The organism is Serratia sp. PF-27 (assembly GCF_030053255.1).
Lineage (GTDB): Bacteria > Pseudomonadota > Gammaproteobacteria > Enterobacterales > Enterobacteriaceae > Serratia > Serratia bockelmannii.
The window spans coordinates 155,103-171,094 of record NZ_JASGBT010000019.1 but is presented as its reverse complement, the minus strand read 5'-3'; the positions used below and the strand labels follow the sequence as shown (position 1 = coordinate 171,094).

The 15,992-nt window shown below is 59.8% G+C and carries 12 protein-coding genes and 1 other RNA gene (1 of these 13 only partly in view); 3 read left to right on the top strand and 10 right to left on the bottom strand.

The window, feature by feature from the left end:
- Positions 1-41 precede the first annotated feature (41 nt).
- From bcsA to bcsR, 3 genes are read right to left on the bottom strand one after another with little or no spacing between them, the layout of a single operon-like run.
- On the bottom strand, positions 42-2,645 hold the full coding sequence (bcsA, locus tag QMZ29_RS12410; RefSeq protein ID WP_261426262.1) for a UDP-forming cellulose synthase catalytic subunit: 2,604 nt from the start codon (positions 2,643-2,645) through the stop codon (positions 42-44).
- The gene (bcsQ, locus tag QMZ29_RS12405; protein ID WP_025304844.1) at positions 2,642-3,382 is read right to left on the bottom strand and encodes a cellulose biosynthesis protein BcsQ; all 741 of its coding nucleotides are present in this window, start codon (positions 3,380-3,382) and stop codon (positions 2,642-2,644) included. The genes bcsA and bcsQ overlap by 4 nt, the downstream gene beginning before the upstream one ends.
- 3 nt (positions 3,383-3,385) lie before the next feature.
- Entirely contained in the window at positions 3,386-3,577 is a 192-nt protein-coding gene (gene bcsR, locus QMZ29_RS12400) for a cellulose biosynthesis protein BcsR (protein WP_025304843.1), read from the bottom strand.
- 189 nt (positions 3,578-3,766) lie between these two features.
- Between bcsR and bcsE the strand changes: the two genes are divergently transcribed.
- From bcsE to bcsG, 3 genes are read left to right on the top strand one after another with little or no spacing between them, the layout of a single operon-like run.
- On the top strand, positions 3,767-5,335 hold the full coding sequence (gene bcsE, locus QMZ29_RS12395; protein ID WP_060434823.1) for a cellulose biosynthesis protein BcsE: 1,569 nt from the start codon (positions 3,767-3,769) through the stop codon (positions 5,333-5,335).
- On the top strand, positions 5,322-5,525 hold the full coding sequence (gene bcsF / locus QMZ29_RS12390; protein ID WP_004934139.1) for a cellulose biosynthesis protein BcsF: 204 nt from the start codon (positions 5,322-5,324) through the stop codon (positions 5,523-5,525). The genes bcsE and bcsF overlap by 14 nt, the downstream gene beginning before the upstream one ends.
- The gene (bcsG, locus tag QMZ29_RS12385) at positions 5,522-7,177 is read left to right on the top strand and encodes a cellulose biosynthesis protein BcsG (RefSeq protein ID WP_043142279.1); all 1,656 of its coding nucleotides are present in this window, start codon (positions 5,522-5,524) and stop codon (positions 7,175-7,177) included. Before bcsF ends, bcsG begins: the two co-directional genes overlap by 4 nt.
- A 296-nt stretch (positions 7,178-7,473) precedes the next feature.
- Here bcsG and dppF read toward each other — a convergent pair whose 3' ends face one another.
- The 7 genes from dppF to QMZ29_RS12350 form a co-directional block, all read right to left on the bottom strand.
- Entirely contained in the window at positions 7,474-8,463 is a 990-nt protein-coding gene (gene dppF / locus QMZ29_RS12380; RefSeq protein WP_015376237.1) for a dipeptide ABC transporter ATP-binding subunit DppF, read from the bottom strand.
- On the bottom strand, positions 8,460-9,440 hold the full coding sequence (dppD, locus tag QMZ29_RS12375) for a dipeptide ABC transporter ATP-binding protein (RefSeq protein ID WP_004934132.1): 981 nt from the start codon (positions 9,438-9,440) through the stop codon (positions 8,460-8,462). The genes dppF and dppD overlap by 4 nt, the downstream gene beginning before the upstream one ends.
- Before the next feature lie 15 nt (positions 9,441-9,455).
- Positions 9,456-10,358: a dipeptide ABC transporter permease DppC gene (gene dppC, locus QMZ29_RS12370; protein ID WP_025304838.1), complete on the bottom strand. Its 903-nt coding sequence runs from the start codon at positions 10,356-10,358 to the stop codon at positions 9,456-9,458.
- Between the two features lie 11 nt (positions 10,359-10,369).
- Positions 10,370-11,389, bottom strand: a complete 1,020-nt coding sequence (dppB, locus tag QMZ29_RS12365) for a dipeptide ABC transporter permease DppB (RefSeq protein WP_038630050.1) — start codon at positions 11,387-11,389, stop codon at positions 10,370-10,372.
- Between the two features lie 170 nt (positions 11,390-11,559).
- Positions 11,560-13,167: a dipeptide ABC transporter periplasmic-binding protein DppA gene (dppA, locus tag QMZ29_RS12360; RefSeq protein WP_025304836.1), complete on the bottom strand. Its 1,608-nt coding sequence runs from the start codon at positions 13,165-13,167 to the stop codon at positions 11,560-11,562.
- A 601-nt stretch (positions 13,168-13,768) separates the two neighbouring features.
- Positions 13,769-15,460 carry a chitinase ChiA gene (gene chiA / locus QMZ29_RS12355; RefSeq protein ID WP_197811675.1) on the bottom strand — a complete coding sequence of 564 codons (1,692 nt, stop codon included), beginning with the start codon at positions 15,458-15,460 and terminating at the stop codon, positions 13,769-13,771.
- A 423-nt stretch (positions 15,461-15,883) separates the two neighbouring features.
- A non-coding RNA gene (locus QMZ29_RS12350) (RtT sRNA) lies at positions 15,884-15,992 on the bottom strand; it runs 21 nt beyond the window's last position.

The window sequence follows — 15,992 nt, the reverse complement described above, 5'->3', positions numbered from 1 at the left end:
GCCTGTTCACCGGGCGAGTGAGCGGGCGGTTGAACTCGCAGCTAACCCACTGTTTCTTTTTGACCCAAGGTCGGATCCCTGCCGACGCCGCGTGGAATAAACGACACTACCCAGGCGGTCAGCGACGTGACCCCGACCAGCAGACCGCGCACCAGCGGCGGCGCGTAATCCGCCATGCGCACATAGCCCCGGAAGCCCAGCGCCAGCACGTCGCGCAGGCTTTCGATCGGCCGGTCTTCAGGGAACCCGTCCTGCCACAGCGCCCAGGTATCGGCGCGGGCGAAGGTGCACTGAATGAAATCGATGTGTTCACGGGTGGTGAGATTGACCAGACGCACCCCCACCTTGTTGCCGAAGGCGCGCGTCACCACGCAGGGGAAGCTGTACTCCTGCTGGCCACGCTTGAGCAGCAGCGAGGCTTTGTCGCCGTCTTTCAACGCGTTTTCCACTCGCATCTCAATGCCCACGCCGCCGTCGGAGTAATCGCGCAGCGTGCAGGGGTAGAGGTGGCCGTCGGCACGCGCGATCGCCGCCGGCATGGCGATCTCCACGCGGTGCGCCTGACGCACCTGCTTGGCCTCTACCGCCACCGCCACCGCGCCGCCGAGAATGGTCATGTTGTACAGCACCCACACCAGGCTGATGATCACCGTCATCACCTCGTCCGTCGGGCCATAGGCCAGCCGCCAGGCGCCGAACGCCAGCCCGGCCAGGTTAAGGATCACCAGGAACATATAAGGTCGGGTGATCACCCAGTCTACGTGCTCCTCCTCCACCAGCCCGCCCTTGGCAGTGACGTTGAATTTGCCCTTGTGCGGATTGAACAGCGCCACCGTGGTCGGCCGCGCGATATACCAGGCCAGCACCGTTTCATAGATTTCGCTCCAGAACGAATGGCGGTATTTCCCCTGGATACGCGAGTTGGTCAGGCTGGCGTGGATCATGTGTGGCAGCACATAAAGCGCGATCGCCAGCGCCGGCGCGAAGATGATGTAGGCATGCAGCAGCAAAAACGCCAGCGGTGCGGTGAGGAAGATCAGCCGCGGAATGCCCGACAGGAAGTGCAGCATGGCGTTGGCGTAGCACAGGCGCTGCGCCAGTTTCAGCCCCTTGCCCAGCAGCGGGTTGTCGAGCCGGAAGATCTGCACCATGCCGCGCGCCCAGCGAATGCGCTGGCCGATGTGCGCCGACAGGCTTTCGGTCGCCAGCCCGGCAGCCTGCGGAATGCGGATATAAGCCGAGGTATGCCCGCGCCGGTGCAAACGCAGCGAGGTGTGGGCGTCTTCGGTGACGGTTTCCACCGCGATGCCGCCGATCTCGTCCAGCGCGCTGCGGCGCAAGATGGCACAAGAGCCGCAGAAGAAGGTGGCGTCCCACATGTCGTTGCCGTCCTGCACCAGCCCGTAGAACAAGGTGCCCTCGTTGGGCGTCTGGCGGAAACGCCCCAGGTTGCGCTCGAACGGATCCGGCGAGAAGAAGTGGTGCGGGGTCTGCAGCATCGCCAGCTTTTTGTCTTTGAAGAACCAGCCCATGGTCAGCTGCAGGAAAGAGCGCGTCGGCACGTGGTCGCAGTCGAAAATCGCCACGAACTCGCCGGTGGCCTGCTTCAACGCGTTGTTGATGTTGCCGGCCTTGGCATGTTCGTGGGTCGGCCTGGCGATGTATTTCACCCCCACTTCGGCGGCGAACGCACGGAATTCGGGGCGATTACCGTCATCAAGGATATAGATATTCACCTTTTCCTTCGGCCAGTCGATGCCCAGCGCCGCATAGACGGTCGGCTTCACCACCCCGAGGTCCTCATTGTAAGTCGGCACCATCAAATCGATGGTTGGCCAGGTCGCGCTGTCAGCGGGCAACGGCACCGGCTGGCGATTAAGCGGCCAGATAGTCTGGAAATAGCCCAGCACCAGCACCACCCAGGCGTAGGTTTCCGCCACCAACAGCAACAGGCCGCACACCAGGCTAAGTGGATCGTCCCAGTTCAGCGTGGCGGTATAGCGCCACCACAGGTAACGGCAGGAGACGGTCAGCGACAGCACGATCAGCATCAGCGCAGGCAAGCGCCCCGGCACCCGGCGCACCACCATCGCGATCCCCCACAGCAGCACGACGAACACGAATTGCGCCGACAGATCGAACGGTTGCGAGATGCACAGCATGGCGAGGATCGCCGCCAGCACGCCGACCAGAATAAACAGCGCGCGTCGCATGCCGCGGTTCATGCGGCCGAGGCGCTCTACCGAACGCTGTTCCACGCCGGCGTTTTTCAGCCGCTGCGGCAGGCCCTGCAGCCAATCGGCGTAGCGCTGCTGCAGCCGACGCCACCCAGCGAAATAGTCACGCTGCACTGGCGCGCGGCCGCTGCGGAACAGCAGTAGCCACAGGCCCTGCAGCAGATAGCGCAGCGCATCCGCCGGGCGTGGGCGTTCGGCGGACAGGTGCGGGAACCAGTAAGCGCGGCCGGTACGCACACGCTGCCAGGCCGGTGATTCAAAGCGCAGCAGCATCCACCCCAGCGCCACCAGCAACGTGGCAAAAAACGCGGTCAACGCCGACGCGCCGTTGCGGCGATAGCCGCGGTAGCGCGCCTGCACCGCCTGACGCACCGGCGGCACCAGCAGCAGGCTCAGCACCCGGCTCATGGCGCAACACCCCGTTTGAGGTTGATCAGGCACCAGTTGGCCAGCGTCAGCACTTCATCCGCCGCCAGACTCTCGGGGCGGTACTCGCCCAGCGGCTGTTTGACCGCCAGCGCTTCCGCCAGCGCTTCATCGCGGTGGATCACCACCGGCAACAGACCGCTCAGGGTTTGCAGCCACAGCTGATGCAAATCCTGCTGCAGCTGGCTGGCGGAGGAGTAGTGATTGACCAGGAACCGGCAGTCGTTCGGCAGCGTCTGCTGATGGAGCCGCACTTGGCAGTTGGCGTCGGGGTTCAACAGCATGAACACGCTGTCGGCTAGCTGCAGCGCCTGCTGCGCCAGAGCGCCGTCCCCGATCGGAACATCCAATAGGATCCAGCGCTGCGGATCGCCGGCGCTCAGTTGGCGCAGGTTGTCGCGCCAGCGTTCGGGCAGCTGCTGACACTGACGCTGCACTTCCAGCCGTTCCGCCGCATTCAGGCGGCCAAACGGCAGAAAATCGAGGTTTTCACAATAACGCAGCGCGCCTTCCTGCCAACCGCCGCCGTCCTGCTCCGCGCGGGCCCAGCCGCGTGCCAGTTCGAACGGCGTGTTGAAATGCAAGCGCAGCAGATTATCCGGCGTGAAATCGATCGCCAACACCGACTCACCCAGCTGCTGCAACGCCCAGGCGAGCGCCGCCGTGACCGACGTCGTCCCCATCCCACCCCGCAGCCCTTGCAGCGCGATCACCGGCATAGATCAATGGCTCCCCGCAGTCTGCGCCAATTCGGCCAACAGTGACCAGCGCGTCATCATGTGCGTTAGCCGCTCCTGCCGCGAAATATCGACATAGCTTAATTTCGGCAATGAAAAAGCCTGGCTGAGCGCCTGCAGGTCATCCTGGCTCTCCCCAGGCGCCGCTGCACGAAAATGGGTAGGTGCGTTATTCATTCTTCCGCCTTGGCGAAAATAGGCTATGTTAATTAACTATAGCAACGATACAAAAAGAGACAGGCAATAAGATGATTCTCAACAAATATTGCCGAATAGCGTCGGATATTTGTTATTGCCAGAGTAAAAATGGCTATCTTTAAATATAAACGCCTTTAGTCGGCTTTCAACGAAAGTAGAACACATCCTATGGCGCACTCTTTTTCTCTAGGCATTCGGCAGATTTGGGAAGAGCTCTCGGTGATGCAGGCTCCGGGACTCTATTGGATCAATATCGACAGGCAAAGCGACGCCGCGTTGCTGTGTCGCCAGGTGATCGCCGCCCAGCCGGCCACCCACAAAGTCGCCCTGATCTGCAGCGGCGACAAACCCGAAAGCCTGCTGGCCGAGCTGGCTTCGCCCGCTTTGCAAAAGCTGCCGCTGTATCAATTACCGGAGAAAAAAGCCGCGCTGACGCAGCTGAGCGACGATCTGATGCGCGCCCTGCGGCCGCAGAATCGCTTGCTTATCCTGCTGGCCCACGCCAGCCTGTGGCAAACCTTCACCACCGAAGAGCTGCGCGAGTGGACACGTACCCTCGCCGCCTGGCTGCGGCGGCAGGGCTGCACGCTGTTGATCCTCAGCCACGGCGGCGGCATCAATAAGCTTAAAGGGCAGCTCAGCGCACAGCATCGTATCCTGAACGGCCTATCCAGCCTGCAATGGCAGCAGGACAGCGCGCAATATCTGGTGAACTGGTGGAGCACCGAAAACGGCATCAACGCCAATCAACTGCTGACGTTGTACGCCGCGCAAGGCGGCTGGCAGGGCGAGGATGAAAATAGTCAACCCTCCCCCACCGCCTTGCGCAGCGACGAAGGTCAGTATCTGGCCGAACGCAGCATTCTGGAGGGCGCGCCACCGCTGTCCGCCAACTGGCAGCTGTTGGAGAGCAACGACGAACTGGCGCAGCACGGCATGCTGAGACTCTCGGCAACGTTGATTTTCGCGTTGTATCAAAGCGACCAAATCGATCACCTGGCGCACCAGATCCACACCCTGCGACGCAGCCGCGGCAGCGGCCTGAAAATCGCGGTGCGCGAGATGAGCGCCAGCCTGCGCTACAGTGACGAACGGCTGCTGCTGGCCTGCGGCGCCAATCTGATCGTGCCGCACGTCGCGCCGCTGTCGCGTTTTCTCACCATGCTCGAGGGCATCCAGGGGCAGCGTTTCTCACGCCATGTGCCCGCCGACATCGATGCGTTGCTGGCCGGTTTGCGCCCGCTGCAGCTCAAAGGCTATATGCGGCCGGAAGCGTTCAGCCAGGCGGTGCTTTCGCTGATGGGTAACACGCTGCTGCCTGAGGATGGCAAAGGCGTAATGGTGGCGCTGCGCCCGGCCATCGGTCTGCGCGCGGAACAGGCGATGACCCTGTGCCACCTGCGGCGGTTCGGCGACGTGATGACCGTGGTGCAGGGGCGGCTGGTGCTGTTCCTGTCCACCTGCCGCATCAACGATCTGGATACCGCGCTGAAGTTCATCTTCCGGCTGCCGGTGGATGAAGCCTTCAGCAACCGGGTGGTGTGGCACCAGGACGTCGATATCGTTTCGGAAATCAAACGCATGGCCCAGGGGCACTGGCAGATTTCGGCTACCGGTACCGCCGGCGCCGCGCCGCGCCCCAGCGTGGCGGTGGCCGAGGAACCCGTGGAACGGCGGCAGCCGGTCGCCTTCACGCTGTCGCTTGACCCGCAGGAGGAACCGCATGCTGAACCTTAACGATATCGTGCAACTGATCCTGCTGTGCGCGCTGATCTTCATTCCGCTGGGTTACGCCTTTCACCGGCGTTTTCCGCATTTGCGTCAATACTGGCAAAACCTGTTGTTATCGCCGCGCTATTTGAAATCCGCCGGTTTGTGGGTGCGCACTGGCTCCTCATCTCAGATTAAACGTAAGAAGCAGCCATGAATCGAAACTCGAATACGCAATCCGATAACGCTCTGTGGCGCTACTGGCGTGGGCTGGGTGGCTGGAACCTTTATTTTCTGGCTAAATTCGCCCTGCTGTGGTTCGGCTACCTGAATTTCCACGCGCTGCCGAACCTGGTGTTCATGGCGTTTCTGCTGATGCCGATCCCTTCGCAACGCCTGCATCGCTGGCGCCACTACCTCGCCATCCCGATCGGCATCGCCTTGTTCTACCACGACACCTGGCTGCCGGGCATCAACAGCATTCTCAGCCAGGGGTCGCAGCTGGCCGGCTTCAGCGCCCAGTATCTGCTGGAACTGGTCAACCGCTTTATCAACTGGCAGATGATCGGCGCGGCCTTCGTACTGTTTATCGCCTACCTGTTCGTCGCGCAATGGGTGCGCGTCACCGTATTCACCGTGGCGGCGCTGGTGTGGCTCAATATCGTCAACATTGCCGGGCCGGCGGTCTCACTGCTGCCCGCGACCTCCACAGCCTCGGCCGGCAGCGCCAATACGCCGGCCACGGCCGCGCCGGCGGCGGGGGACGCTGCGCCGGCGGACAGCCTGCCGCCGACCAGCGCCAACCTGACGGCCTACCTGAACCAGTTCTACGACCGGGAAAAAGGCCGCGCCACCGCGTTCCCGACCACCTTGCCCGCCGACGCCCAGCCGTTCGATCTGCTGGTGATCAACATCTGTTCGCTGGCCTGGGCCGATATGGACGCGGTCAACCTGCAGAATCATCCGCTGTGGTCGAAGATGGATATCATGTTCGACAGCTTCAATTCGGCCACCGCCTACAGCGGCCCGGCCTCGATACGGTTGCTGCGCGCCAGCTGCGGCCAGCTTTCGCATCATGATTTGTACCAGCCGGTGAACCAGCAGTGTTACCTGTTCGACAACCTGACAAAACTCGGCTTCAAGGAACAGCTGATGCTCGATCACTCCGGGGTATTCGGCAACTACCTGAAAGAGCTGCGTGAACAGGGCGACATGCAGGCGCCGTTAATGTCGCAGGCCGGCATCGGCAACGAGCTGACGTCGTTCGACGGTGAGCCGATTTATAACGATCTCGAATTGCTGACCCGCTGGCTGGATCAGCAGCAAAAAGGCGGCGACGGCCGCACCGCTACCTTCTTCAACGTCATCCCGCTGCACGACGGCAACCGCTTCGTCGGCGCCAACAAGAGCGCCGACTATCAGCCACGCGCGCAGAAGCTGTTCGATCAGCTGAACACCTTCCTCGATCAGCTGGAAAAATCCGGCCGCAAAGTGGTGGTGGTGATCGTGCCGGAACACGGGGCGGCGTTAGTGGGTGACAAGATGCAGATGTCCGGCCTGCGCGATATCCCCAGCCCGAACATCACCCATACGCCGGTCGGCATCAAACTGGTGGGCATGAAGGCGCCGCATCAGGGCAGTCCACTGCAGATCAAAACGCCGAGCAGCTATCTGGCGCTGTCTGAACTGGTGTCGCGCCTGGTGGACGGCAAAGTGTTCAGCGAATCCAGCGTCGATTGGCAGACACTGACGCAGGCGCTGCCGCAGACCCCGGTCATCTCCGAAAACGACAACGCTATCGTGATGCAATATCAGGGCAAGCCTTACATTCGCCTGAACGGCGGCGACTGGGTGCCTTATCCGCAATAAGCGCGATCTCATCAACCTAAAGCACGCCGCCGGCGTGCTTTTTTTTAGAGTTTTTATAATAAAAAACGGCGGCGCTTATCGGGCAAAAAAACGTTATTAATAACAAATCGTTAAATTCTATTATTCGACAATTATAAATATACGAAGATTCTTAAAAAATAACATTTACTAAACCTGGCGAGGACATTCATTAAAATAGCGGCTTATGACGACTGCCTATTGATCAACACTTTGATTGAATAATAAAAAACGCCGGCATTATGCCGGCGTGAGTTTACGCAATGCCATCCGATGCCTTATGCCCCCGGATGTTCGTCCTGATCGACCGCGAAGCAGGCCACCATCTGCTCACCGTACTGCTTCAGCTGCGGCTGCAGCTGCACGCAGGTGCCGAAAGCGCGGCGGCAGCGGGCGTTGAACGCACAGCCCGGCGGCGGGTTCATCGGGCTGGGCAGTTCGCCGGTCAGCTTGATGCGCTCGCGGCGCATATCCGGGTTCAACCGCGGCGTCGCCGACAGCAGCGCCTGAGTGTACGGATGACGCGGGTTGTTGAAGATCGCCTCTTTGCTGCCCTTTTCCACGCAGCGACCGAGGTACATCACCATCACCTCGTCGGCGATGTGTTCCACCACCGACAGATCGTGCGAGATAAACACATAGGACAGCCCCAGCTCCTGCTGCAGATCCATCATCAGGTTCAGCACCTGCGCGCGCACCGACACGTCCAATGCCGACACCGGTTCATCGGCGATCACCACGTCCGGATTCAGCATCAGCCCGCGGGCAATGGCGATACGCTGGCGCTGGCCGCCGGAGAACATGTGCGGGTAGCGGTCATAATGTTCGGTCTTCAGGCCGACCTTCGCCATCATCTCCAGCGCTTTTTCCCGCCGTTCGGCGGCGCTGAGCGACGTGTTGATCAACAGCGGCTCCTCGAGGATCTGCCCGACCTTCTTGCGCGGGTTGAGCGATCCGTAAGGATTCTGGAACACGATTTGGATCTTCTGGCGTCGCAGTTTCTCGGCCGAGACGTCCGGCTTCAGCAGATCCTGCCCCTGGTAGTACAGCTCGCCGCCGGTCGGCACTTCGATCATCGTCAGCAGGCGGCCGAGCGTCGATTTGCCGCAGCCCGATTCGCCGACCACCGCCAGCGTTTTGCCGCGCTCCAGGGTGAAGGACACACCGTCGAGCGCCTTGACCAGCCGCTCCGGCGCGAACAGGCCCTTTTTCACCGGGTAATGCTTCTTCAGGTCAATCGCCTGCAGTAAAGGTTGATTCTGGCTCATACGGTCGGCCTCCCCGCATCATCCAGCGGTGTGTGACATTTAACCTGACGGCCGGGAATGCTGCGCAGTTCCGGCTCCTCGTTACGGCAGCGCTCGTTGGCGTACGGACAACGCGGATTGAGCAGGCAGCCGGTCGGGCGATCGTATTTGCCCGGCACCACGCCCGGCAGCGAAGCCAACCGCGCCTTGTCGGCGGCAAACTCCGGCAGCGCGCGCAGCAGTGCCTGGGTGTACGGGTGGCGCGGCGCGCGGAAAATCTCCGCCGCCTTGCCGGATTCCACCACCTGGCCGGCGTACATCACGATGATGTGATGCGCGGCTTCCGCCACCAGCGCCAGATCGTGGGTGATCAGCAGCAGCGCCATGTTTTCGCGCTGCTGCAGGTCCAGCAACAGCTCGATGATCTGCGCCTGGATGGTCACGTCGAGCGCGGTCGTCGGCTCATCGGCGATCAGCAGCTTCGGCCGACAGGCGATGGCCATGGCGATCATTACGCGCTGGCTCATGCCGCCGGAAAGCTGGTGCGGGTATACGTCCAGCCGCGAAGCCGGATCCGGAATGCCCACCTGGGTCAGCAGGTCGATAGCACGCTGGCGGCGAGTGCGGCGATTGCCGCCCTGATGCACCTTCAGCGCCTCCATGATCTGATAACCGACGGTATAGCACGGGTTCAGGCTGGTCATCGGATCCTGGAAGATCATCGCCACTTCGGAGCCCACCAGCTGGCGGCGCTCTTTTTCGGAGATCTTGCGCAGATCCTGGCCGTTGAACTCCAGCTTGTCGGCCATCACCTTGCCAGGGAAATCGATCAGGCCCATGATCGCCAGCGAACTGACGGATTTGCCGGAGCCGGATTCACCGACGATGCCGACCACCTGACCTTGCTCCACGCTGTAACTGATGCGGTCTACCGCACGGAACGGGGTGCCTTCGTCACCGAAGTGCACCGAAAGCTTGTCTACATTCAATAACGCCATCTCTCTCGTCCTCTGTTACTGCTTGAGTTTGGGGTCGAGAGCGTCACGCAAACCGTCCCCCATCAGGTTGAATGCCAGCACCGTCAGCAGGATCGCCACGCCGGGGAAGGTCACCACCCACCAGGCACTTTGCGCGAACTGCAGCACGTCGGAGAGCATGGTGCCCCACTCCGGCGTCGGCGGCTGCGCGCCCATGCCCAGAAAGCCGAGCGCGGCCATGTCCAGAATGGCGTTCGAGAAACCGAGAGAAGCCTGCACGATCAAAGGCGCCAGGCAGTTAGGCAGAATATTGACGAACATCTGGCGCAGTGCGCCGGCGCCCGCCACCCGCGATGCGGTGACGTAGTCGCGGTTGACCTCCACCAGCACCGCCGCGCGCGTCAAACGTACATAGTGCGGCAGGGCGACGAAGGTCAGCGCCAGCGAAGCGTTAACGATCGACGGCCCGAATACCGCCACCAGTACCAGTGCCAGCAGCAGGCTCGGCAGAGCCAGCATGATGTCGACGACGCGCATGATAATCGCGTCTACCACACCGCCGAAGTAACCGGCCAGCAGGCCGAATATCACGCCCATGATCAGCGACAGCACTACCACCAGGCAGCCGACCAACAGCGACAGCCGTGCACCGTACATCAGGCGCGACAGGACGTCGCGGCCCACGTCGTCGGTGCCGAGGATATATTGCCAGCTGCCGCCCTCTTGCCACACCGGCGGCTTGAGCAGAGCATCGCGGAACTGGTCCGCCGGCGCATGCGGCGCCAGCACGCCGGCGCCGAGCGCGATCACCAGCATCAGAACGATATACACCAGGCCGACCACGGCCCCTTTATTGCGCTTGAAATAGTGCCAGAACTCCTGAAACGGGGTCATTGGCTTCGGCGCACCTTTAACTGCAGACTCAGTGATTTGAGACATGAGAGCGCCCCTTATTTCTTGTGGCGAATACGCGGGTTGACCACGCCGTAGAGCACGTCTACCAGCAGGTTAACCAGAATGATCATACAGGCGACCAGCAACACCCCGCCCTGCACCACCGGGTAATCGCGGCGCTGCAGCGCGTCGATCAGCCAGCGGCCCAGCCCCGGCCAGGAGAAGATGGTTTCGGTCAGAATGGCGCCGGCCAGCATGGTGCCGACCTGCAGCCCGATCACCGTCACCACCGGCAGCAGCGCGTTGCGCAGCGCGTGGACGACGATCACCCGCATACGGCTCACGCCCTTGGCGCGGGCGGTGCGAATGTAGTCTTCACCCAACACCTCCAGCATCGAGGAACGGGTCATGCGCACGATCACCGCCAGCGGGATGGTGCCCAGCACGATGGCCGGCAGGATCATGTGCATCACCGCGTCGATAAAGTCGCCCGGCTCGCCCCAGATCAGGGTGTCTATCAGCATAAAGCCGGTCAGCGGCTGGCTGTCGTCAAGGAATACCGTGTCGCTGATGCGCCCCGACACCGGCGTCAGGTTAAGCTGCACCGACACCAGCATGATCAGCATCATGCCCCACCAGAAAATCGGCATCGAATAGCCGGTCAGCGAGATGCCCACCGCGGTATGATCGAAGACCGAGCCACGTTTGACCGCCGCCAGCACCCCGACCGGGATGCCTACCAGCACCGCGAAAAGCATCGCGCAGAAGCCCAGCTCCAGCGTGGCCTGAAAGCGCGGAACGAACTCGCTCCAGACGGAGATGCGGCTTTTGAGTGAGGTGCCCAGATCGCCGTGCAGCACGTTGGACACGTAGGAGAAATATTGTTGATAAAGCGGCTTGTCCAGCCCCATTTCCGCCATCAGCTGCGCGTGGCGCTCGGCGGAGATACCGCGTTCCCCGGCCATGATGGTCACCGGGTCGCCGGGGATCATATGGACGAATGCAAAAGTCAGCAATGTAATGCCGATAAACGTTGGGATAACTAACCCCAAACGTCGGAGTATGAACTGCAACATATCCCGAACTCTCTGTATCAATGCCCGGCAGCTCATCGTCCGCCAGGCTTATTAACGCTCACATGCCTTTGAACGATTCGACGGCCATACGCCGGAGACTGGTCAGCAGGGGCGCAAACCTGTTGCGCCCCTGCAAGTCCATTCGTGCGTCTCCGGTAAAGCGGTCGAAATCAGTCTACAGAGACATTCTCGAAGTGATGCTTACCGAGCGGATCCACGACGTAGCCTTTCACTTCCTTACGCACAGGCTCGTACACGGTGGAGTGTGCGACAATCAGCGCCGGAGCCTGATCGTGCATCACCACCTGCGCCTGTTTGTACAGTTCGATGCGCTTGTCGTGGTTGGATTCGGCGCGCGCCGGTTGAATCAGATCTTCAAACGGCTTGTAGCACCAGCGGGAGTAGTTGGAGCCGTCTTTCGCCGCCGCGCAGCTGAACAGCGTGGCGAAGAAGTTATCCGGATCCCCGTTGTCGCCGGTCCAGCCCATCATCACCGTCTGGTGCTCGCCCGCTTTGGCGCGCTTGAGGTATTCACCCCACTCATAGGTCACGATTTTGGCTTTCACGCCGATCTTGGCCCAGTCGGCCTGGATCATTTCCGCCATGCGGCGTGCGTTCGGGTTGTAAGGACGCTGTACCGGCATCGCCCACAGGTCGATGCTGAAACCGTCGGCCATGCCCGCTTCTTTCAGCAACTCTTTCGCCTTGGCCGGATCGTAAGCGTAATCCTGCACCGCGTCGTTATAGCCCCACATGGTTGGCGGGATCAGATTCTTGGCCGCCTGGCCCGCGCCCTGATAAACCGCGTCGATGATCGCCTGCTTGTTGACCGCCATGGTCAACGCCTGGCGCACCTTCAGGTTATCCAGCGGCTTTTTCTCGACGTTGAACGACAGGTAACCCACGTTCAGGCCCGGCTGTTCCATCAGGTTGATGGACTTGTCTTGCTTCATGCGGGCGATATCGGCCGGGTTCGGGTACGGCATCACCTGACATTCGTTTTTCTGCAGTTTGGCGTAGCGCACGGAGGCGTCAGGCGTGATGGAGAACACCAGGCGATCGATCTTCGGCTTGGTGCCCCAGAAACCGTCGAATGCCTTGTACAGGATCTTGGAGTCTTTCTGGTATTGCAGCAGTTGGAACGGACCGGTGCCGATCGGATTCAGGTCGACTTTCTCCGGCGTGCCGGCTTTCATCATCACGTCGGCGTATTCGGCGGACAGGATGGACGCGAAGTCCATGCCCAGGTCAGCCAGGAACGGCGCCTCCGGGCGGTTCAGCACGAAGCGCACGGTGTTGTCGTCCACTTTTTCAATCTTGGCGATCAGCTTAGGCATGTCCATGCCTTCAAAGTATTCGTAGCTGCCGCCGGACACTTTGTGGTAGGCGTTGTTCGCATCCAACTGGCGCTCAAAGGAGAACACCACGTCGTCGGCGTTGAAATCGCGCGTCGGTTTGAAGTCTTTGTTGCTCTGCCACTTCACGCCTTTGCGCAGGTGGAAGGTGTAGGTTTTGCCGTCTTCGCTGACGTCCCACTTCTCAGCCAGGCCCGGCTGCAGTTCGGTGGTGCCGATTTTGAATTCGACCAGGCGGTTGTAGATCGGTACCGAGCTGGCGTCGTAGGTGGTGCCGGAGGTAAACAGCTGCGGGTTGAACCCTTCCGGGGAACCTTCAGAACAGTAAACCAACGTCTTGGCCTGTACGCTGGCCGCCACGGTCAGCGCGATCAGCCCAATACCGAATTTCAGAATCCCCGATTTACCCAAGGAACGTGTCATCGTTAGTGCTCCATTGTGTGATGTGATGTGTGTAATTGCCGCCAGACCTGTATTTTTTATTGCGTGGCCTGTGCGATCGGCGCCCGAAGGCAGAAGGCGTACGAGGAGAGAATGCCGGATGGAACGCATCGCGGCGGGGACGTCTGAGCGCGTGGAATTCACTCAAACAACTCTCGCTCTTACCCCTGAGGCTATCAAGTTGCCAACTGTTTGGGGTGTCGTCAATATAACCAGTGGGGATTTACGCAGACTGTGAGAAACAGCAAACAAACATAAAAAAAACCTTTTGTTAACAGTTCCAGCATGAAAATTTATGCTAAGCGGCCATTTTTAGCGCATTGGTCTGACCCTAACAAAGTTACTGGTTTTTAACTCCGTTAAAAAACGCCAAAACTTTGTTGCTGAATGATGAATATCTGAACGGTTATTTTTGTGATCGCCGTTAAAGACAGGAGGAAATGCTGAAGGATTACCCAAAAGGGTGAGTCCGATGAGCGCGTTTTGCACCGGGCAGGCCCACAATCTGTGCGGCGTAAAAAAACTTTCGGCTGCGAAAAAGCCGGGGGCGAAAGGATATCCCCCGGCAACGCACTGCAACCGATTATTGAACGCCGGCGCTGTTGCCCAGGCTGGCGTTCATGCTGTTGAGAATATCGCCGTTGTCCGCGTCGATCTCCCAGGAGAACAGGCCGCCCAACTGCTTATCCAACACGTACTGGCCTTTGGCCTGCACCGAGCGGGCATCGTCGAAGGTGATCAGATCGCCGGTGGAAGGCTTGAACACGTAAGGCGCTTCCGCCGTGGCGTCGTAGGTGTACTGCCACTCGCCGCTCATGAACTGGCTGGCGATTTGGCGGTAGTCCACGATGCCGTTCTCCCAGGTGCCTTTAACCGGCCCGGTGGCGGTACCGGTGAACGGAATATTGTTCTGGTAGCCGTTCACCCCGGTCCAGCCGCGGCCATACATGGCGGTGCCGACCACGATCTTGCCCGGCTTGACGCCCTGCGCCAGCAGCGCATTGACGCCGTTCACCGTCGTATAGGCAGTGTCCGGTTTCCAGGCCGGCGCATTCAGCGCGGTCTGATGCCCCAGGTTCTTCAGATCGAAGGCGCCGTAGAAGTCGTAGCTCATCAGGAAGATGTGATCCATCGAGTTCTGTGCGACGTTGTAAGCCACCTTGTCGATCTTGTCCTTGCCAGCGCTGATGGCGGAGGTCAGCTCATACTTGCGGCCGGTTTCCGCCGACAGCTGATCCAGCATCGCCCGCAGCTCCTTCATCAGCAGCACATAGGTTTCCCCGTCTTGCGGGCTGCCCAGGTTAGGGTTGGCGCCTTTGCCGCCCGGGAACTCCCAGTCGATATCCACGCCGTCGAAGAACTTCCAGGTTTGCAGGAACTCTTTTACCGAACCGACGAAGCGATCGCGCTTCACCTTGTCGCCCATGAAGAAGAACGGGTCGGACAGCGTCCAGCCGCCGATCGACGGCAGAATTTTCAGGTCAGGATGCGCCTGCTTCAGCGCCATCAGCTGGCCGAAGTTGCCCTTGTAAGGGTCATCCCAGGCGGTCACGCCCTTCTGCGCTTTTTGCAGCGCGGCGAACGGATCGTGGATCGAGACTTTGAAGTCCTCGCGGCCCTGACAGGAGCGCTGCAAGGCCTGGAAACTGCCTTCGATCTCTTTCAGGCTGTCGTTGATGCCATTGCCGCCGCAGATCGGGATAAAGCCGTACAGCAGGTGGGTCAGGTTTTGCGCCGGGATCTTGTCGACGGTGAAATTGCGCCCGTAAACGCCCCACTCGACGAAATAAGAACCGACCACTTTGCCGGAGTTCTGTTTATACGGTTTATTCTTTTCCAGCAGCGGCTCTTTCAACGGCGCCAAATGGCTGCCGTCGGTGTCGGCCACCACAATTTCGGTGGCGTCGCTGGCGGTGCAGCCGTCGGCATTGCACAATGCCACCTGCATTTGATAACGGCCGCCTTTATTCACTTTAAAATTCGCCGTACCGGAAGAACCGGTTGAAGGGCCGCTCCACGCCTCTTTGCCATTTAATAAAATTTTTGCCGTCGTGCCGGTGTCGCCATTCCATAAATTCCAGGAGACAGAAACGTCGGCGGCATTTTTTACCTTCACCAGATTATTATAAGCGGTGGCCGCCTGATCGACTTCGACGATAGCGAACTTGGTGTTGCCCCAGGCAATGGTCGGCTTGCCCGGCGCGGCGGCCTGCGCCGCGGAACACAACGTGCTGCCGATCAACAGCGCCAACAGCGGTTTATTAAATTTGCGCATAACTGATTCCTTTATTCCGAGAGGATAAACATAAAAGAGTTAATCGTCGCTACGCATTGCCGAAGCGAAAAATTCCGCAATAACCCACGAAGATTAACGTTAATAAATAATCACGGTATTTCCCACGCGACGGGAATAAGAGTTCCCGCGTTGTCCATTTAGACTATAGGTAAAAAAAACGTGAAAACAAGAGCGCTATCAATCGGGTTTTATTTGGCAAGCATGAATTTATTTAAACATGAAAATAAGAACCTAATGGGAATAAGGAATGTGAATTAATTAAGCGTAAAGGATAAATATATTTCACGAGGACGGCAGATTGAGGCACGCCATAAAGCGAAGCCGGTCGTAGCGAGGAGGTACTCAGCCTCATAAACGACAGGCGAAAAAAAACCTGCTTTAAAAAGCAGGTTTTTCGAATGGTGGTCGGCGAGAGAGGATTACGCGCATCTTTGATGCGCGCCCTGCGGGCCGTTGCTAAAGCAACGTTGTCTCGCTTCGCGAGGCTCGAACCTCCTGCGGAGGTACTCAT